The sequence below is a fragment of the Nocardia testacea NBRC 100365 genome (assembly GCF_000308775.1).
GTDB lineage: Bacteria > Actinomycetota > Actinomycetes > Mycobacteriales > Mycobacteriaceae > Nocardia > Nocardia testacea.
This window is the reverse complement of sequence record NZ_BAGJ01000120.1, coordinates 1-18,541: the sequence shown is the minus strand read 5'-3', so window position 1 is coordinate 18,541 and position 18,541 is coordinate 1. Positions and strand designations below refer to the sequence as shown.

Below are 18,541 nucleotides of genomic sequence, written 5' to 3'. Positions count from 1 at the left end.
CCTCAACCCCGGCGGCGCCGAAGGCGCCGCAAATAAACACAGCTAGGCCCGGGCGAAGGCGAGCGTTTCCCCGACCACCCCGTGCAACCACAGCGCATTGCAGGCGGTGGCCAGTTCGGGCAGGCCGTCCTCGATGGTGGCGAAGACATTGCCGGGTACCCAGCCCAGGTCGCCGTTGATGAGCAGATTGTTGCGGCCGTAGAACAGTGCCAGATCGGTAGCGCCCTGATCGTGATGGGCGGCCGATCCCGGTTCGTACCCGTAGGCGGGATTGCCGATCTCCCACGGCTCGAAATCGAACAGGCAGACATCACCCGGGATGGGGGTGACCGTGGGGTTCTCCCGATGCGGGGCGCCGGGGATCCGGGGCACCAGCGTGTACAGCTCGTTGCGGGCGTATTTGGCGTGGAAGGCATCCCCCTCCTGGGGGAGGGCCTCCCATACTGCGGCGCAGGTACGCGGCGCCTCGTCGTCGAGCAAGCGGGCGCGGCAGGTGAGTCCGGTCTTGGTGAGGGTGATCGTCATGTAGCGGGCCATCGATCCGTCCTGGGGCGTCGTACGGGTGGGATGGGTGAGGTCGCCCGGGTTTCGGCGGGGTGGGTCGGCTACCCCAGTTCGGCGAGGACCTCCGACCAGATGGTCAGGGCGTCGGAGATCTGGGCTTCGGACACGATGAGCGGCGGGATCATCCGCACCACGTTCATATGGGCCCCGCACGTCAGCAGCAGTAGGCCCTTGGTGGCGGCCAGTTGCTGGGCCGCGGTGGCGGTTTCCCGATCGGGGGTGCGGTCGGGGGTGGTGAACTCCGAACCCACCAGCAGGCCGAGACCCCGGACATCGCCGACGGCTTTCGTCTCGGCCGCGCGCACACCGGCCAGCAGTTGCCCGCCGCGGACCGCCGCGTTCTCGACCAGGCCCTCCGATTCGATCACGTCGAGGGTGGCCAGGGCGGCCGCGCAGGCCACCGCATTACCGCCGTAGGTGCCACCCTGCGATCCGGGCCAGGCCTTGCCCATGAGCTCGGCCGAGGCGGCGATCCCGGAGATGGGGAAGCCGCTGGCCAGACCTTTCGCCATGGTGATCACATCGGGGCGGACGTCGAAATGCTGATGGCCGAAGAATTTCCCGGTGCGGCCGAAGCCGGTCTGGATCTCGTCGAAGATCAGCAGGATGCCGTAGCGGTCGGCGCGTTCGCGCAGGCCCTGGAAGAACTCGCGGTTGCCGGGAATGTAGCCGCCCTCACCCAGTACGGGCTCCACGATGAACGCGGCCGTCTCCGCGGGGGAGGTGAGGGTGGCGAAGATGTAGTCGAGTTCGCGCAGCGCGAAGGCGGTGGCCTCGGCCTCGGTCCAGCCGTACCGGAAGGCGGTGGGGAAGGGCGCCACGTGCACGCCCGGCATCAGGGGGCTGAAACCGGCGGAGAAGCGGGTGCCGGAGGTGGTCATGGTGGCGGCGGCGACGGTGCGGCCGTGGAAGCCGCCGTGGAAGACGATCACATTGGGCCGGCCGGTGGCCTGCCGGGCCAGCCGCAGCGCCGCTTCGACGGCCTCGCTGCCGGAGTTGGCGTAGAACACCGAGTCGAGCCCCTCGGGTAGCACGGTGCCCAGGCGTTCGGTCAGTTCCAGCATCGGCCGGTGCATCACGGTCGTGTACTGGCCGTGGATCAGCTTGCCGACCTGCTCCTGCGCCGCCGCGACGACCCGGGGATGGCAGTGGCCGGTACTGGTGACGCCGATACCGGCGGTGAAGTCGAGGAACCGGCGCCCGTCGACGTCGTAGAGGTAGCACCCGGCGCCGTGATCGACGGTGACCGGTGTGGCCTGTTTCAGGATCGGGGAAAGTTCGGCCATGGTGTTCCGCCTCCCGGGACAGTCGGTGCGGCGCGCCGGACCGACGGGTGTGCGAGGCCGAGTGGAAGCCACTCGGAATTGTCGGATTGTTGACAATATGAATAGCACGGCGACACTGCCCGCGGCAATGGCTCAGACCGCGCGGGTCGGTGGTCTATCCGTTCGGCCGGCCTGTTGTCGCCCGCGTGTCGCGCGATGTGCCCATCCCGGCCGCCCGGTCCGGTCGCGGCGGCCCCGGGATCATTCCCGCAGCCAGATGGCCTCGGCGGCGATACTGCCCAGATCGGTCAGGGATTCCTCGCGTCCGATCCGCACCGCGATGGTGCCCGCGAAATCTCGCCGCTCCACCACGACGATCACCGTGTCCAGGGCGATGCCCACCGAATCGAAATACCGCAGCATCTCCGGATCGGAGTCGGAGATACGGGCCACCCGGCCCGACTCGCCGGCCTCGAAATCACTCAATCGGCGCGCCGGTGGCGTGGGCACCGCCCCGTCCACCGACGGAATCGGGTCGCCGTGTGGGTCCCGGTCGGGGAAGCCCAGTTTCGCGTCGATCCGGGCCATCAGCAGATCCGAGACCGCGTGCTCGAGGATCTCCGCCTCGTCGTGCACCTCGTCCCAGCCGTAGCCCAGCTCGCTCACCAGGAAGGTCTCGATAAGGCGGTGCCGGCGCACCATATCGATGGCGGCGCGGCGGCCTTCCTCGGTGAGGGTGATGGAGCCGTAGCGGGCGTGCTCGACCAGGCCCTGGTCCGACAATTTGCGCACGGCCTCCGACACCGTGGAGGCAGAGACGCCGATCCGCTCGGCGAGCAATTTGGTACTCACCCGCTCCTGCGACCACTCCTGGGCGGTCCAGATGACTTTCAGATAGTCCTGGGCCACCGACGACAGTCCCGGAGCGACCGATTCCCCGGCGTCGGCGAGGTCCCGTCGGGTGGCGATATCTCGTTTTCCGGGCACAATCACGAGCTTAAGCATTTCCGGGGCGATACACATATCCCGCCGCCTCCGGGAAACCCGGTGTTCGCCCGGGCGTTGCGCAGTCGAACACCCGTCGCACCCGAATACGGTACGGCCGCATGTTTGCGTAGGCTTGGCGTCTGTGCAGAGGTGGCGAAGTCTCGACGACGTACCCGCGGACTGGGGGCGGTGCGTTCTCACGATCGGCGTGTTCGACGGTGTTCATCGCGGACACGCGCAGTTGATCAGCCGGGCGGTGAAGTCCGCTGCCGCGCGTGGTGTCCCGGCGGTCCTGATGACTTTCGATCCACATCCCATGGAGGTGATCCGGCCCGGTTCCCATCCGGCGCAGCTCACCACGCTCACCCGGCGCGCCGAACTCGCCGAGGAACTGGGTGTCGACGTCTTCTGCGTCATGCCCTTCACCCACGATTTCATGAAGCTCACCCCCGGCGAGTACGTGCACGACCTGCTGGTCGAGCGCTTGCACGTCAGCGAAGTGGTGGTGGGCGACAATTTCACCTTCGGTAAGAAGGCCGCGGGCACCGTGGACACCATGCGCGAACTCGGCGGCCGGTTCGGTTTCGAGGTCGACGGGGTGACCCTGCTGGGCGAGCATGCCGTCACCTTCTCCTCCACCTACATCCGCGCCTGTGTCGACGCCGGCGATATGGCCGCCGCCGCCGACGCGCTGGGCCGCCCGCACCGGGTCGAGGGTGTGGTGGTGCGCGGCGACGGTCGCGGCCGGACGCTGGGTTTTCCCACGGCCAATGTCGCACCGCCCATGCATGCCGCCATCCCGGCCGACGGGGTGTACGCGGGCTGGTTCACCGTGCTGGGCCCCGGGCCGACCATCGGCACCGTGACTCCCGGCGAGCCCGTGATGGCCGCGATCTCTGTCGGCACCAACCCCACCTTCTCCGGGCGGGCCCGCACGGTCGAGGCCTACGTCCTGGACCGGGAGGCCGATCTCTACGGGCAGCATGTGGCCGTGGACTTCGTGGACCATCTGCGCGGGATGCGGAAATTCGACTCGGTCGAGGAACTGGTCGCGGTCATGGGCCGGGACGTGGACACGACCCGCAAGATCCTCGGTTCCGGGAGCTGATCGGCGGCCCGATGCGGGCGGACGGCGACGGCTCGGGTAGGGTGGCCCGTCGGGTCTGCTGCGGTCCGCGGCGGCGCCCCACCCGGACATCCGGCCGGACCACCACGGTGCACGCCTTCGGCGAGCGCGGGGTGGTGTGGTCACCGGGCCTCTTGCGCGCGGAACTGAGAAACAGGAGTGGATGCCCCATGGCGTTGACCACCGAGCAGAAGAAATCGATCCTGGCGGAGTACGGTCTGCACGAGACCGACACCGGTTCGCCGGAGGCGCAGATCGCGCTGCTGTCCAAGCGGATCTCCGAAATCACCGAGCACCTCAAGGTGCACAAGCACGATCACCACACCCGCCACGGTCTGATGGCGCTGATCGGCCGCCGCAAGCGGCTGTCGAAGTACCTGCAGAACAAGGACATCAACCGGTACCGCAGCCTGATCGAACGCCTCGGCCTGCGCCGCTGAGCGATCTTGAACACGCCCGGTTCCACGAGCCGGGCGGTACGTATGCCGACGGGGCGCATACAATCGCCTCGTCGGCATTTTCGTGTACCGGGTAGCCGGGCACGGAACGACAGAACCAGCCGTGCACACCCGCGCTCGTGGCGTCGGTCTTCGGTAGTGGCTTTTCGGCCCGGACGTGATACGCCGGAGAGCTTCGATCGATGACCGCCTCCGCGTCGCCGGCTCCAAGGGGAGCCCGGCCGGGTGTACGCGCCGCAGCACGAATACGGCCACCGCTGACCCCGACGGTCACCGCGGTTCCGCCGACGCGCCGCGTTCGAACCTGGTACGGCTGACACAGCCGGATCGCGCCACCGGGCGCCGCATCCGGCGAGACGAGAGGTTGAGAACAGAGAAATGCCAGAAACGATTGAACGCTCGAAAAGCTCGGCCATCGAGGTCGAACCGGGTGTTTTCGAATCCGTCGCGCTGATCGACAACGGCGCCTTCGGCACCCGCACGATTCGCTTCGAAACCGGCCGGCTCGCGAAACAGGCCGCCGGATCCGTCGTCGCCTACCTGGACGACGAGACCATGCTGCTGTCGGCGACCACCGCCGGTAAGCACCCCAAGGACCAGTTCGATTTCTTCCCGCTGACCGTCGATGTCGAAGAGCGGATGTATGCCGCGGGCCGGATCCCCGGTTCGTTCTTCCGCCGGGAGGGCCGCCCCTCCACCGACGCCATCCTGACCTGCCGCCTGATCGACCGGCCGCTGCGCCCGTCGTTCGTCGACGGCCTGCGCAACGAGATCCAGGTCGTGGTGACGGTACTGAGCCTGGATCCGAAGGATCTCTACGATGTGGTCGCGATCAACGCGGCCTCGGCGTCCACCCAGATCGCGGGCCTGCCGTTCTCCGGTCCGGTCGGCGGCGTGCGGGTCGCGCTGATCAACGATCCGGCGGCCGGGACCGCCCCCGGCGGGCAGTGGGTCGCCTTCCCGACCAACGAGCAGCTGGAGAAGGCTGTCTTCGATATGGTCGTGGCCGGCCGGGTCACCGACTCCGGTGATGTCGCGATCATGATGGTCGAGGCGGAGGCCACCGAGAACGTCATCGCCCTGATCGACGGTGGGGCCCAGGCGCCGACCGAGACCGTGGTCGCCGAGGGCCTCGAGGCCGCCAAGCCGTTCATCGCGCGGCTGTGCCGGGCCCAGCAGGACCTCGCGGTGCTGGCGTCCAAGCCCACCGAGGATTTCCCGCTGTTCCCGCCCTACGCCGACGACGCCTACACCGCTGTCGAGGACGCCGCGAAGGCGCCGCTGTCGGAGGCGCTGGGCATCGCCGGTAAGCAGGAGCGCGAAGAGAAGATCGACGAGATCAAGCTCGAGGTGCTGTCGCGGCTCGGCGAGGCGTTCGAGGGCCGGGAGAAGGAACTCGGCGCTGCGTTCCGCTCGGTCACCAAGAAGCTGGTCCGCCAGCGCATCCTCACCGACGGATTCCGGATCGACGGCCGCGGGCTGGCCGATATCCGGGCGCTGTCGGCCGAGGTCGCCGTGGTGCCGCGGGCGCACGGTTCGGCGCTGTTCGAACGTGGTGAAACCCAGATCATGGGGGTGACCACCCTCGATATGGTCAAGATGGCGCAGCAGGTCGATTCGCTCGGCCCGGAAACCTCCAAGCGCTACATGCACCACTACAACTTCCCGCCGTACTCCACCGGTGAGACCGGTCGTGTCGGTTCGCCCAAGCGCCGCGAGATCGGCCACGGCGCGCTGGCCGAGCGGGCGCTGATCCCGGTGCTGCCGAGCCAGGAAGAGTTCCCGTACGCCATCCGGCAGGTGTCGGAGGCGCTGAGCTCCAACGGTTCGACCTCCATGGGTTCGGTCTGCGCGTCGACCCTGTCGCTGCTCAATGCCGGTGTGCCGCTCAAGGAGCCGGTCGCGGGTATCGCCATGGGCCTGGTGTCGGACACCGTCACCAACGAGGCCGGTGCGCAGGAGGTCCGCTATGTGGCGCTGACCGATATCCTCGGCGCCGAGGACGCCTTCGGCGATATGGACTTCAAGGTCGCCGGCACCCGGGGCTTCGTCACCGCCCTGCAGCTCGACACCAAGCTGGACGGGATCCCCTCGCAGGTGCTGGCCGGTGCGCTGAGTCAGGCGCACGACGCCCGCACCACCATCCTGGACGTGATGGCCGAGGCCATCGCCACCCCGGACGAGATGAGTCCCTACGCCCCGCGGGTCACCGCCATCAAGATCCCGGTCGACAAGATCGGCGAGGTGATCGGGCCCAAGGGCAAGATGATCAATCAGATCACCGAGGACACCGGCGCCAACATCTCCATCGAGGACGACGGCACCGTGTTCGTCGGCGCCACCGACGGCCCGTCGGCGCAGGCGGCGATCGACGCGATCAACGCGATCGCGAACCCGCAGCTGCCCAAAGTCGGCGAGCGGTTCCTCGGCACCGTCGTCAAGACCACCGCGTTCGGCGCGTTCGTCTCGCTGCTGCCGGGCCGTGACGGTCTGGTGCACATCTCCAAGCTGGGTAACGGCAAGCGTGTGGCCAAGGTCGAGGACGTGGTGAACGTCGGCGACAAACTGCGCGTGGAGATCGCCGATATCGACAACCGCGGCAAGATCTCGCTGGTCCCGGTCGACGAGACCGCCGACGAAGCGCCCGCCGATGCGGACGCGGCGGCGACCGAGTAGTACTGGTCGTGTGACGGAGCAGAAAACGACGGCCCCCCTGCGCCCGAGTGGGCAGGGGGGTCCGTCATCGGCGTGGCGGATCGGCGAAACGGTCGATATCGACTACGGGGTACGGCGTACCGTCCTGCCGGGTGGTCTGCGCGTGGTGACCGAACACGTGCCCGGTGTCCGCTCGGCCTCGGTCGGGGTCTGGGTGGGCGTCGGTTCCCGTGACGAGGGCCCGACCGTCGCCGGTGCGGCCCACTTCCTGGAACACCTGCTGTTCAAGGCCACCCCGAGTCGTTCGGCGCTGGATATCGCCGAGGCCATGGATGCCGTCGGCGGCGAACTCAACGCGTTCACCGCCAAGGAGCAGACCTGCTACTACGCCCATGTGGTGGACGAGGATCTGCCGCTGGCGGTGGATCTGGTGACCGATGTGGTGCTCAACGGTTTGTGCCGGGCGGCCGACGTCGATGTGGAACGGCAGGTCGTGCTCGAGGAGATCGCGATGCGCGACGACGATCCGGAGGATCTCGTCGGGGACGCCTTCCTCACCGCGCTGTTCGGTGATCACCCGATCGGCCGGCCGATCATCGGATCGGTGGAATCCATCGAGGGGATGCGCGCGAGCCAGCTGCGGTCCTTTCATCAGCGCCGCTACACCCCCGACCGGATGGTCGTCGCGGTCGCGGGCAATATCGAGCACGAGCACACCGTGGAACTGGTACATCGCGCGGTCGCCGGCCGTCTCGACCCCGGCGCCCTGCCCGCGCCGCGGCGCGAGGGCCGGTTCCGTACCCGGAACGAGCCGCGGCTGACCTGGGCCAACCGGGACAGCGAACAGGCGCATCTGGTGTTCGGGGTGCGGGCCTACGGCCGCCATGAGGGCCAATTGCGGTGGCCGCTGTCGGTGCTCAACACGGTGGTCGGCGGTGGCCTGAGTTCCCGGCTGTTCCAGCGGATCCGGGAGGAACGCGGGCTCGCCTACTCGGTGTACTCCAGTGTGGACACCTTCGCCGATACCGGCGCGTTCTCGGTGTACCTGGGCTGTCAGCCGGAGAATCTCGGCGAGGTGACGACGCTGGCCCGCGGGGTGCTCGAGGAGATCGCCGCGAACGGGATCACCGATGCCGAATGCGCCCGGGCCAAGGGTTCGCTACGCGGCGGGCTGGTGCTGGGGCTGGAGGATTCGGCGTCCCGGATGAACCGGATCGGCCGCAGCGAGCTCAGCTACGGCAACCACCGCAGTGTTTCCGAGACGCTGGCCCGGATCGACGCCGTGACCACCGAGGAGGTCGGCGAGGTCGCGGCGGCGCTACTGTCCCGGCCGTTCGCCGCATCGGTGGCGGGGCCGTACCAGCGGACGCGTGATCTGCCGGCGCCGGTGCGCCGGCTCGCCGCGAGCTGATCGGCGCGGGAACCGGGCGCGTCGGATGCGCGGTGGCGCCGACTGCCCGGGCCTCCTCGGTTGAGCGGGTACCCGTGTCGTGCCGCCGGTGGAACCCTACCGGTCGCGCTCCGGCGCTTGCCCACCATCGCGGTATGCGACGGCATCACGACGCCGGTACCGTCGACGGCTCGGCCGGCGCAGGTTGCGGGCTCAGGCCGCCCGACCGCATGCGGCCATCCGTGACCTGCGTGGTCGAATTGCCGCCGGTCGGCGCCGGCGGGTCACGAGTGCTGTCGGTCGCCGACCTGTCCCGGCGGGAGCGCGTCGCCCAGTGCGCGTGACGAGCCCCGCGCGGGGCACGCGGCGGATCACTCGTGCCGCTCCGGGGCCGCGCGATTGGCGGCGCCGACCACGGAGTCCAGCAGGCCGGGCAGGGCCCGGTCGAGGTCGTCGGCGCGCAGGCGCTGGTGGGTCTGTCCGTCGATCATCAGGCGTTCGATGACACCGGCGTCGCGCAGCACCTTGAAGTGGTGCGTGGCGGTCGATTTGTTGATCACATCGTAGAGGGCGGCGCAGCGTACCGCGTCGTCCGCATTGTGCAGGCGGCGGACCATTTCCAGGCGCACCGGGTCCTGGAGCGCGGCCAGGACCACGGGGAGCGGGGCCACCGGGATCGGGGAGTCCGTGGTCGGTGTGGTCTGCGTCATGATCTACTCGCTTGGGTTTGATGATCATCGAACCTCGGTTTAGGCTCAATGCAGTTCGATCAACGTCAAACTTACCTGTTTCGGGGTTCTCATGGCAGCGACAGCGGCGGTTCTCACCGACGACAGAACGATCCAACCCTGGGCCTACGGTCTGGTGCTCGGCGCGACGGGGGTGGCGCTCGGCGTCTCCGGCGTACCGGCCCCGCTCTACGGGCTCTACGAACAGCAGTGGCATCTGTCCCCACTGACCACCACCGTCGTCTTCGCCGTCTACGCGATCGCGGCCCTCGGCGCCGTCCTCGTCTCGGGGCGGATCTCCGACGTGGTCGGGCGCAAACCGGTCCTACTCGGAGCATTCGCGGTGATGATCGCCGGGCTGGTGGTGTTCGTCCTCGCCGATACCGTGCCGATGCTGCTGCTCGCCCGTGCCCTGCACGGAATGGCCGTCGGCGCCACCGTGGTGGCGGGCGCGGCGGCGCTGCTCGACCTGCGACCGCATCGCGGCGCGCGCTCGGGGCAGCTCACCGGCGTCGCGTTCAATGTGGGTATGGCGGTGGCCATCATGGGCTCGGCGCTGCTGGCCCAGTACGCACCCCATCCGCTGCGCACACCGTATGTGGTGATCAGCGTGATCTGCCTGCTCGTCACCGCCGGGGTACTGGCGCTGCGCGAACCGCACGCGGCCCGGGTCGCCGGCCGGATCCGGATCGCCCGCCCTGCCGTACCCCGCGAGATCCGCGCCGATTTCTGGTTCGCGGCGATGGGGGTCATGGCCGCGTGGTCGGTGCTCGGTGTCCTGCTGTCGCTGTATCCGTCGCTGGCGGCGCAGCAGACCGGTATCCACAACCTCGTCTTCGGCGGCGTCGTGGTGGCGGCCACCGCCACGGCGGCCGCGCTCGTGCAATTGTTCGCCACCGCGGTTCCGGCCCGGCGTGCGGCCGTCGGCGGCGATATCGGAATGGCGCTCGCCCTGGTCCTGACAGTGCCCGCGCTGGGCACGCACAACTGGGCCGCGGTGCTGGTGGCCGGTGTCCTGCTCGGTGCCACCTTCGGTCTCGGGTTCGGCGGGTCCCTCCGGCACCTCTCCCACGTGGTACCCGAACACCGGCGGGGCGAGACCATGTCGGCCTATTACCTGCTCGCCTACACCTCCATGGCACTGCCCACCGTCCTCGCGGGCTGGGCCGCCACCACCTGGGGTCTGCACACGGTGTTCCCCTGGTTCGTCGGCGTCGTGGCGGTGGCCTGCCTGGGCGCCGCGACGCTGGGATTGCGTCGCGGCACCCGGTAGGGCTACGCCGGCCATCCCCCGTAGGGAACGGTGATCAACTCCATATAGTGACCGCTGGGATCCAGGAAGTAGACCCCGCGCCCGCCGTCGTTGTGATTGATCTCGCCCGCGGCTTTCTGCTGCGGGTCGGCCCAGTGTTCGAGGCCGTAACGCTGGATCTTGGCGTAGGCGGCGTCGAATTCCTGCTCGGAGATCAGGAACGCGTAGTGCTGGCCCTGGATCTCGGTGATATGCGGGGGGACGTTCGCGAAATCGAACGTGACTCCGTTACCGGTGACCAGTGGAATGAAAGGCCCCCATGGGGCGCCCGGTTCCACGCCCAGGATATCGCCCCAGAATTCGGCCGATTCGCGGTTGTCACGGCATCCGACAATGGTGTGGTTGAACTGAACGGACAAAGGAATATCTCCTCGGGTCGTGCCGGTCCCGACCCCGGGCTCGGTACAAGGCGGCCAACGGGAGCACCGGCACGCCACCGAGAATAGTCCGAACCGGATCATGATCAAATCGCGCGCGCGGCCTACCGTGGTGCCATGAGAATTCGTGGGGCAGTCCTGGAACGGATCGGTGCGCCGGTGCCGTACGCCGAGTCGGCGCCGATCACCATCAGCGAACTCGAGCTCGCCGAGCCGGGGCCCGGCGAGATCCTGGTGCGTATCGAAGCCGCCGGGCTCTGCCATTCCGACCTCTCGGTGGTCGACGGCAACCGGGTGCGGCCGGTGCCGATGCTGCTCGGTCACGAGGCCTCCGGCAGGGTCGTCCAGGCCGGCCCCGGCACCGATCTGCCCATCGGGCAGCGGGTCGTGATGACCTTCCTGCCGCGCTGCGGCGAATGCGCGGGATGCGCCTCCGGCGGCCGGACTCCGTGTATACCCGGCAGCGCGGCCAACAACGCGGGCGAACTGCTCGGCGGCGGCCGGCGACTGCACCGCGACGGCGCCGAAGTACAGCACCATCTCGGGGTCTCCGGATTCGCGACCCACGCGGTGGTCGACCGGCGTTCCGTGGTGCCCGTGGACGACGACGTGCCCCCGGAAGTCGCCGCGGTACTCGGTTGCGCGGTTCTGACCGGCGGCGGCGCCCTGCTGAACTCGGCGAAACCGGCGGCCACCGACCGGGTCATGGTGGTCGGGCTCGGCGGGGTGGGCATGGCGGCCGTCCTGGTGGCGGTCTCCCTGGGCGTCCGGGAGGTCATCGCCGTCGACACGATCCCGGAGAAGTTGGCGCTGGCCCGGGAACTCGGCGCCGGCAGCGCGTACACGCCCGCCGAAGTCGCCGACCGGGGCATCCAGGCGGAAGTGGTCGTCGAAGCGGTCGGCAACGCGCGGGCCTTCGAGAGCGCGGTCACGGCCACCGCACCCGGCGGTATCACCGTGACGGTGGGCCTGCCCGCCCCCGACGCCCGCGCCAGCATCTCACCGCTGGGCCTGGTGGCCCAGGGGCGCTCGATCGTGGGCAGTTATCTCGGGTCGGCGGTCCCCGCCCGCGATATCCCGGAATATGTGCGGATGTGGCGAGACGGCCGGCTCCCGGTGGAGAAACTGATCTCCGCGCGGATCGGGTTGGCCGATATCAACGCCGCCATGGACGAACTCGCCGCCGGGCACGCCCTCCGCCAGGTGATCATCTTCTGAAGTGTGTTACCGCGTCGCCTTCGCGCGCCACGAACACGCAACCGGCCCGGCGCCGAGTTCAGCGAGGCCCATAAAGGGTCGAGGCCCGTCCCGCCGTTCAGGCCTCGAAAGCGCCCGCGCCGAAGGCGCAAGTCTCGAGGCCTGAACGGCGGGACCGAGGGGGCCTCGACCCCGCGCCGCCGGAGGCGGCGCAAATGAACACAGTAGGCTCGGTGCGCAGGTCGAACGACGGACAGGGACAGGGAGTGACGAGGTGACGGAACCGATTCGGGTCGGCGTTCTGGGAGCACAGGGCAAGGTCGGGCGGGCCATCTGTGCGGCCGTCGAGGCGGCCGCCGATCTCGAGCTCGTCGCCGCGGTGGACAAGGACGATCCGCTGAGCCGGTTCGTCGAATCCGGCGCCCGGGTCGTTGTCGACTTCACCCATCCCGATGTGGTCATGGAGAACCTGCGGTTCCTGGTGGAGAACGGGATCCACGCCGTGGTCGGGACGACCGGGTTCGACGAGGCCCGGCTCGACGAGGTGCGCGGCCGGCTGGCCGGCCGGCCGGAGGTCGGGGTGTTGATCGCGCCGAATTTCGCGATCGGCGCCGTGCTGTCCATGCGCTTCGCCGAACAGGCCGCCCGGTTCTTCGAATCGGTCGAGGTGATCGAGCTGCATCACCCGAACAAGGCCGACGCGCCGTCGGGTACCGCCTACCGGACCGCCGGGATCATCGCCGAGGCCCGGGAGAAGGCCGGCGCCGGTCCGATCCCGGATGCCACCACCACCGAACTCGCGGGGGCCCGCGGCGCGGAGGTCGGCGGGGTGCGGGTGCATTCGGTGCGGTTGGCGGGTCTGGTCGCCCATCAGGAGGTGCTGTTCGGCACCCAGGGCGAGACGCTGACCATCCGCCACGATTCGATCGACCGCTCGTCGTTCGCACCCGGTGTCCTGCTCGGGGTGCGCCAGATCGGCCTGCGGCCGGGGCTCACCGTCGGTCTCGATCCGTTCCTCGACCTGTGAGCGATTCCGCCGGTGGGGCCGGCCGCGAGGTTTTCAAGATCGTCGCGATGGTTGCGGCGCTGGTGCTCGCGCTGGTCTTCTACTTCCTGTGGCTGGGCCGGATCGCGGTGTCGCTGCTGACCTCGGGCGACGTCGCGGCCGTGGCGCTCGGTGTCGGAGTACTGATTCTGCCGCTGCTGGGAGTGTGGATGGTGGTGTCCACGCTCCGATCGGCGCTGGATCATCAGCGGCTGGCCCGCCGGATCCACGACGAGGGCCTGGAATTGGATACCGCGGAGCTGCCGCGGCGCCCGTCCGGCCGTATCGAACGCGCGGCCGCCGACGAACTGTTCCTGTCGGTGAAGAAGGAATGGGAAGCCGACCCCGACAACTGGCGGGTGTCCTACCGGCTCGCGCGTGCCTACGATTGCGCCGGCGACCGTTCGCGGGCTCGCGACACCATGCGCCGCGCGGTGGAACTGGAGAAACACGAGCGCCGGGCCGGAGCCTGAGCCCGAGCCGTTAGTCTCGGCGGGTGCCGAGGTTGCTGATCGTCCACCACACCCCGTCCCCTCATATGCAGGCCATGTTCGAGGCGGTCCTCGCGGGGGCCACCGACCCGGAGATCGAAGGTGTGCAGGTCGTGCGGCGCGCTGCCCTGGCGTTGACTCCCGACGAGATGCTGGCCGCCGACGGCTACCTGCTGGGGACCCCGGCGAATCTGGGTTATATGTCCGGTGCGCTGAAACATGCTTTCGACACGTGCTATTACCCGTGTCTGGACAGCACCCGCGGCCGGCCCTACGGGCTGTACATCCACGGGAACGAGGGCACCGAGGGCGCCGAGCGGAGCGTGGAATCGGTGACCACCGGTCTGGGCTGGGTCAAGGCCGCGAATCCGGTGGTGCTGATGGGCAAGCCGGCGAAGAACGATCTGGAACGGTGCTGGGAACTGGGCGCCACGGTGGCCGCTCGGCTGATGGGCTGACCCGATCGCTCACCTTTGCCGGGAATAGGGGATGACCCGGCCACGCCCGGACCGCCATACTGCTGGGACAGGGGGTCGGGTCGGGGTGACGGGAGTTCAGAGGTGAGCGACGCTGTCGCGAAAACCGGTGTGCCACGCCGGATCGGGTTGGTGGAGGATCACGAATCGGTGGCCATCGGGCTGGGTGCGATGCTCGGGCCGCATCCGGATCTGAGGCTGGTCGCGACCGCCACCACGGTCGACGGACTGCTGGCGGATCCGGCCTGCCGGCTCGGGGACGCGTGGGCGTTGGACCTGGTCCTGCTGGATCTGCGCCTCGCCGACGATTCCGTGCCCGAGGACAATGTGCGCGCGCTGCGCGCCGTCGGCGTCGAGGTACTGGTGTTCACGGGTGCGGAGAATCCGTATCTGGTGCGTTCGGCCGCACGGGCAGGGGTACTGGGCGTGCTGCGCAAATCGGAGGATGCGGCCGCGGTGGTCGCGGCGGTCCGTCGCGCCGCGTCCGGCGAACAGGTGGTGACCACCGACTGGGCCGCGGCCATCGACGGCGACCCGCAGCTGTCCGGTGTGGGCTTGAGCCCGCGGCAGGAGGAAGTGCTCATGCTGTACGCCGCCGGGGAGAAGGCGGCCCGGGTGGCACGGCTGACCGGTCTGTCCGAACAGACCGTCAACGACTATCTGGGCCGGATCCGGCAGAAGTACGCCGATGCGGGACGTCCCGCACCCACCAAGACCGACCTGTACAAGCGGGCGGTGGAGGACGGCTGGCTGCCGGTCCCCGAACGCCGCCGGTGAGGCGCGGGTTCGGTACCGCCGCGGCGGCGGGTCCGGACGCGGCGCACCGGGTGCGCGCGGTGCTCTCGCCCGGCCGCGGCGCGGAACAAGAACCGGCCGCCTACCGGGTGCTGCGTGCGCTCGGACTGGTGATCGGTCTGGCCGGTACCCTCGCCGCGCTGTTCGAACTACCCGAGATCGTCCTGCAGCATCGCGAGGTTCCGCTGCCGTGGTCGCTGCTGACCGTGTCGATCGCGTTCGGGATGCTGCCGGTGCTCGTGGGGGTGTCGCTGTGCGCCGGGCCGCGCTCGATCCGGCCGGTGGCCGGAGCCGCCGCGCTGGGCTACCTCGCCGCCATGGTCCTGCTGCTCGCCCACCTTCCGTCGATCGCGGCGGCACCGGGACCGGTGTGGGCCTACCGCCTGATGGCGGTCGGGGTGCTGGCGGCGGCGCTGGCGTGGCATCCGCTGCTCGCGGGCGGATATCTCGTGCTCGCGGTGGCATTGCCCGGCGCTTCGCTGTTCTTCCTGCTCGGGGCCACCTCGCTGCCGCAGGCTCTCGACGCCTTCGCGCGCGATGCGACACTGTGCCTGCTCATGCTGTGGTGTGTCGTGTACGCCCGCCGGGCGGGCGCCCGGGTGGACCGGGAGACCGTTCGGTCGAGCGAGCTGGCGGCGGCGGTCGCGGGCGCCGCCGCCCGGGAACGGGAGCGCGCCCGGTTCGCCGCCCTCATCCACGACGCGGTGCTGTCCACACTGCTGGAGGCCTCCCGTGCCGCGGGCCCGGCACCGGTCCTGCGAGACCAGGCCCAGCGCGCCCTCGACCGACTCGACGAGACGCGGATCGCCGAATCCCAGCCGGAGATCCTGGATGCCGATTCGGTGGCCGGATTCCTGTGCTCGGCAGTGCACGGAGTGAGCCGGAGTGTCGAATGCACGGTGCGCCGGCGCGATAGCGGCGCCATATTGCGGATGCCCTGGCACGCGGCGGGCACGGTGGCCGCGGCGCTCGTCGAGGCCGTCCGCAACAGTCTGCGCCATGCGGCCGTGCCCGGGCGCCCTGTCCGGCACACGGTGACGGTCACGGTCGACGCGGCCGGGCTGCGGGTCGTGATGCGCGATGACGGGGCGGGTTTCGACCCGCACGCCGTGCCACCCGACCGGCTCGGGGTGTCGGTCAGCATCCTGGGCCGGATGCGGCAGCTGCCCGGCGGTGCCGGATTCGTGGACTCGGTGCCGGGAGCCGGCACCGAGGTCACGCTGTTGTGGGACAGCCGCGGAGGGGACGGCGATGCCCGAGAGCGACGGTGATACCGAACTGCGCGCACTGCTCGGTATGCGCGGCCGGGCCGGTTGGTTCTTTCTCGCCGGGCTGGCCACCACGATCGCGCTGCATATGCTGCCGACCTTCCGGGCCGTCCCGGCCGCGCAGGCGGTGCCCGCGTCGGTCGCGATGCTGGCCGGTGCGGTGATCGTGCTTCTCGTGCCCGGCGAGCCGCTTCCGTGGCCGGCCACGGGAGCCGTGCTGCTGGCCGGGCCGGCCGCGGTGGTTTCGACCAATAGCAATTTCCACGACGGCGCGGTCCGGGGCCCGTGGGCGGTCTATGCCTCCTCCTACGTGCTGGCCGTGCTCGCGCTGCGCGGCCGCATCGGTGCGGCCTGGGCCGGCGCGGCGGCGGTGGCCGCGACTCTGGCAGTCCTCGATATCGCGCTGGATGTCGGGCTCGGGTCCCCGTTCGTGCCGATCATCGCACTGTGCACCGTGGCCGGGACCTCGGTGTGCGCGCTGATCCTGCGTCCGACGCAGCGATCGCTGAGATCGCTGCACGAGGACGCGGCGATGCGCGCGGCCGCGGAGGCGACCCTGGCGGCGGAGCATTCCGAACGTGTCCGCCAGCTGGCCCGGCTGGACCGGGTCGCACGCCCGGTGCTCGAGCGGATCGCCCGCGGGGCCGAATTGTCGGCGGCCGAACGGGAGCGGTGCCGGCTGCTCGAGGCCGAGTTGCGGGACAGCCTGCGCGCGCCGCAACTGGTCACCGACCGGCTCGGCGACGCGGCGCGCGGCGCCCGGTCCCGCGGGGTCGAGGTGCTGCTGCTCGACGACGGCGGTTTCGCACAGGCACCCGCGGCGCTCCGGGAACGGGTCGTGCGCGTCGCTGTCGAGGCCCTGGATGCCGCCGCGACGGGCGCGGTGACGATCCGGGTACTACCCCCGGGCCGGCGCCTCCTGGCGACGGTACTGGTCAGCGCCGAGGGAGACGACCGGCGTACCGATATCCCGGCACCGGGGGAGGCTCCCGGGACCGGAACGAGCCGGAGCGCCGGCTAGGACTGCTCGTCGCGTTTGGAGCCGTAGCCGCCGCGCATCTGATCGCGCAGCGCGCCGGAGACCACCCCGGACATCCACGAGTTCAGCGATTGCCCGCTCTGTGCGGCGGCTTCCTCGGCGCGCGCCTTCACCTGTTCGACCAGACGCAGGGTCACCCGGCTGATATCGCCGGTCATCTCCTCGAAGCTCGGATTGTCGCCGGCCGGCGCGCGCCGCACTTCGATATCGGCCTCGGTGCCGTGCAGGGAGACACGCACGGTGCGGTCGCCCAGTTCGGCGCTCACGGTATCGGCGAGTTCGGTGAGGGCCGAGAGCAGAGCCAGCCGGGCCGAGTTCTCCACCGCCCCGGCCAGCGCCGCGGCCGTGGCCTGCGTCTTCTCGTCGCCCAGGGCGGCGGCGGCCACCAGGTCCTCACGGATGCGGGCGGTGTATCGGGTCAGATCCATGACACCAGTGTGACGCCACAACTGATGTCATTCAAGGACGGAAATGACGGCGTGATGGCGGTATCATGCTGTCGGTGGCCGGTCCGGCGGCCGAGAACACAGACGAGGGTGTCGAGCTGTACCAGGTGACCGGGTAGCCTTTCTGACCATGACGAACGGTGAATCGACGCCCCCGGTGTTGAGCGCGTCCGGCACAGTAGGTGTCGCGATGGTGACCCCCTTCAGTGCCGAGGGCAAGCTCGACATAGACACCGGCGTCTCCCTGGCACATCGTCTGGTCGATCGGGGCGTCGACCTGCTCGCGATCTCCGGGACCACCGGCGAATCGCCGACCACCACCGAATCGGAGAAGGCGGATCTGCTGCGCGCGGTCGTCGACGCGGTCGGTAACCGGGCGACCGTGATCGCCGGGGCCGGCACCTATGACACGGCGCATTCGATCGAGCTGGCGCGTAATGCCCAGCGCGCCGGCGCGCACGGCCTGCTGGTGGTGACCCCCTACTACTCGCGGCCCACCCAGGAAGGCCTGTACGCGCATTTCACCGCGGTCGCCGACGCCACCGATCTACCGGTCACCCTGTACGACATTCCACCGCGATCGGTCGTCCCGATCGCCTCCGACACCATCCGCCGGCTCGCCGAACACCCGCGGATCGTCGCGGTCAAGGACGCCAAGGGCGATCTGAACGCGGGTGCTGCGCTCATCGCGGAAACCGATCTGGCCTTCTACTCCGGTGACGATATGTTGAACCTGCCGTGGCTGGCGATGGGCGCGGTCGGTTTCATCAGCGTGATCGGGCATCTGGTGCCGGAACGACTGCGCGAAATGGTGGACGCGTTCACGGCCGGAGATGTGGTGCGGGCGCGCGATATCAATACCAGTCTGCTGTGGCTCAATGCCGCGATGGCCCGCCTCGGCGGCGTCGCGATGACCAAGGGC

General features: G+C 69.6%; 19 protein-coding genes. 13 read left to right on the top strand and 6 right to left on the bottom strand.

Translation table 11 applies throughout. The annotated features are described in order from the left end of the window. Positions 1–42: 42 nt before the first annotated feature. The 3 genes from ON38_RS16905 to ON38_RS16895 all read right to left on the bottom strand — a co-directional run bounded on the left by ON38_RS16905 (position 43) and on the right by ON38_RS16895 (position 2,834). Positions 43–537: a DUF3830 family protein gene (locus tag ON38_RS16905; protein ID WP_039825785.1), complete on the bottom strand. Its 495-nt coding sequence runs from the start codon at positions 535–537 to the stop codon at positions 43–45. A 68-nt stretch (positions 538–605) separates the two neighbouring features. Further along, complete coding sequence (locus ON38_RS16900) at positions 606–1,850, bottom strand: aspartate aminotransferase family protein (RefSeq protein ID WP_039825784.1); 1,245 nt, start codon at positions 1,848–1,850, stop codon at positions 606–608. A gap of 240 nt (positions 1,851–2,090) precedes the next feature. Further along, positions 2,091–2,834 carry a metal-dependent transcriptional regulator gene (locus ON38_RS16895; protein WP_039825791.1) on the bottom strand — a complete coding sequence of 248 codons (744 nt, stop codon included), beginning with the start codon at positions 2,832–2,834 and terminating at the stop codon, positions 2,091–2,093. Positions 2,835–2,958: 124 nt separating this feature from the next. Here ON38_RS16895 and ON38_RS16890 point away from each other — a divergent pair, with 124 nt between their 5' ends. From ON38_RS16890 to ON38_RS16875, 4 genes are all read left to right on the top strand, one after another. Next, a complete protein-coding gene (locus ON38_RS16890) occupies positions 2,959–3,924 on the top strand; it encodes a bifunctional riboflavin kinase/FAD synthetase (RefSeq protein ID WP_051164886.1) in 966 nt (321 codons plus the stop codon). Positions 3,925–4,112: 188 nt separating this feature from the next. Continuing rightward, on the top strand, positions 4,113–4,382 hold the full coding sequence (gene rpsO, locus ON38_RS16885; RefSeq protein WP_039825782.1) for a 30S ribosomal protein S15: 270 nt from the start codon (positions 4,113–4,115) through the stop codon (positions 4,380–4,382). Between the two features lie 396 nt (positions 4,383–4,778). Beyond that, on the top strand, positions 4,779–7,076 hold the full coding sequence (locus ON38_RS16880) for a polyribonucleotide nucleotidyltransferase (protein WP_039825781.1): 2,298 nt from the start codon (positions 4,779–4,781) through the stop codon (positions 7,074–7,076). Beyond that, on the top strand, positions 7,051–8,466 hold the full coding sequence (locus ON38_RS16875) for a M16 family metallopeptidase (protein ID WP_083872742.1): 1,416 nt from the start codon (positions 7,051–7,053) through the stop codon (positions 8,464–8,466). The genes ON38_RS16880 and ON38_RS16875 overlap by 26 nt, the downstream gene beginning before the upstream one ends. A 350-nt stretch (positions 8,467–8,816) precedes the next feature. Here the strand turns inward: ON38_RS16875 and ON38_RS16865 are convergent, their stop codons facing one another. Continuing rightward, positions 8,817–9,155: an ArsR/SmtB family transcription factor gene (locus tag ON38_RS16865; protein WP_039825779.1), complete on the bottom strand. Its 339-nt coding sequence runs from the start codon at positions 9,153–9,155 to the stop codon at positions 8,817–8,819. A gap of 91 nt (positions 9,156–9,246) precedes the next feature. Between ON38_RS16865 and ON38_RS16860 the strand changes: the two genes are divergently transcribed. Then, entirely contained in the window at positions 9,247–10,446 is a 1,200-nt protein-coding gene (locus ON38_RS16860; protein WP_039825778.1) for an MFS transporter, read from the top strand. A 2-nt stretch (positions 10,447–10,448) separates the two neighbouring features. On the opposite strand, the gene ON38_RS16855 is transcribed toward ON38_RS16860, so the two are convergent. Then, on the bottom strand, positions 10,449–10,844 hold the full coding sequence (locus ON38_RS16855) for a VOC family protein (protein WP_039825777.1): 396 nt from the start codon (positions 10,842–10,844) through the stop codon (positions 10,449–10,451). A gap of 135 nt (positions 10,845–10,979) precedes the next feature. Between ON38_RS16855 and ON38_RS16850 the strand changes: the two genes are divergently transcribed. The 7 genes from ON38_RS16850 (at position 10,980) to ON38_RS16820 (ending at position 17,155) form a co-directional block, all read left to right on the top strand. Further along, positions 10,980–12,080 (top strand): alcohol dehydrogenase catalytic domain-containing protein, encoded by a 1,101-nt coding sequence (locus ON38_RS16850; RefSeq protein WP_039825776.1) that lies wholly within the window; start codon positions 10,980–10,982, stop codon positions 12,078–12,080. A 253-nt stretch (positions 12,081–12,333) separates the two neighbouring features. Continuing rightward, positions 12,334–13,086, top strand: coding sequence for a 4-hydroxy-tetrahydrodipicolinate reductase (dapB, locus tag ON38_RS16845; RefSeq protein WP_039825775.1), 753 nt, complete (start codon positions 12,334–12,336; stop codon positions 13,084–13,086). Between the two features lie 47 nt (positions 13,087–13,133). After that, positions 13,134–13,577, top strand: a complete 444-nt coding sequence (locus ON38_RS16840) for a hypothetical protein (protein ID WP_039825789.1) — start codon at positions 13,134–13,136, stop codon at positions 13,575–13,577. A 23-nt stretch (positions 13,578–13,600) separates the two neighbouring features. Continuing rightward, positions 13,601–14,053 carry a flavodoxin family protein gene (locus ON38_RS16835; RefSeq protein ID WP_039825774.1) on the top strand — a complete coding sequence of 151 codons (453 nt, stop codon included), beginning with the start codon at positions 13,601–13,603 and terminating at the stop codon, positions 14,051–14,053. 102 nt (positions 14,054–14,155) lie between these two features. Then, a complete protein-coding gene (locus ON38_RS16830) occupies positions 14,156–14,848 on the top strand; it encodes a DNA-binding response regulator (RefSeq protein ID WP_039825773.1) in 693 nt (230 codons plus the stop codon). Beyond that, a complete protein-coding gene (locus ON38_RS16825; protein WP_083872741.1) occupies positions 14,845–16,137 on the top strand; it encodes a sensor histidine kinase in 1,293 nt (430 codons plus the stop codon). The genes ON38_RS16830 and ON38_RS16825 overlap by 4 nt, the downstream gene beginning before the upstream one ends. Beyond that, on the top strand, positions 16,118–17,155 hold the full coding sequence (locus tag ON38_RS16820; RefSeq protein WP_039825772.1) for a DUF8320 family protein: 1,038 nt from the start codon (positions 16,118–16,120) through the stop codon (positions 17,153–17,155). The genes ON38_RS16825 and ON38_RS16820 overlap by 20 nt, the downstream gene beginning before the upstream one ends. On the opposite strand, the gene ON38_RS16815 is transcribed toward ON38_RS16820, so the two are convergent. Then, complete coding sequence (locus tag ON38_RS16815) at positions 17,152–17,601, bottom strand: hypothetical protein (RefSeq protein WP_039825771.1); 450 nt, start codon at positions 17,599–17,601, stop codon at positions 17,152–17,154. The two genes, ON38_RS16820 and ON38_RS16815, sit on opposite strands and share 4 nt — an antisense overlap. A 148-nt stretch (positions 17,602–17,749) precedes the next feature. Between ON38_RS16815 and dapA the strand changes: the two genes are divergently transcribed. Then, a partial coding sequence (gene dapA, locus ON38_RS16810; protein WP_039825786.1) for a 4-hydroxy-tetrahydrodipicolinate synthase occupies positions 17,750–18,541 on the top strand: 792 nt, incomplete at its 3' end.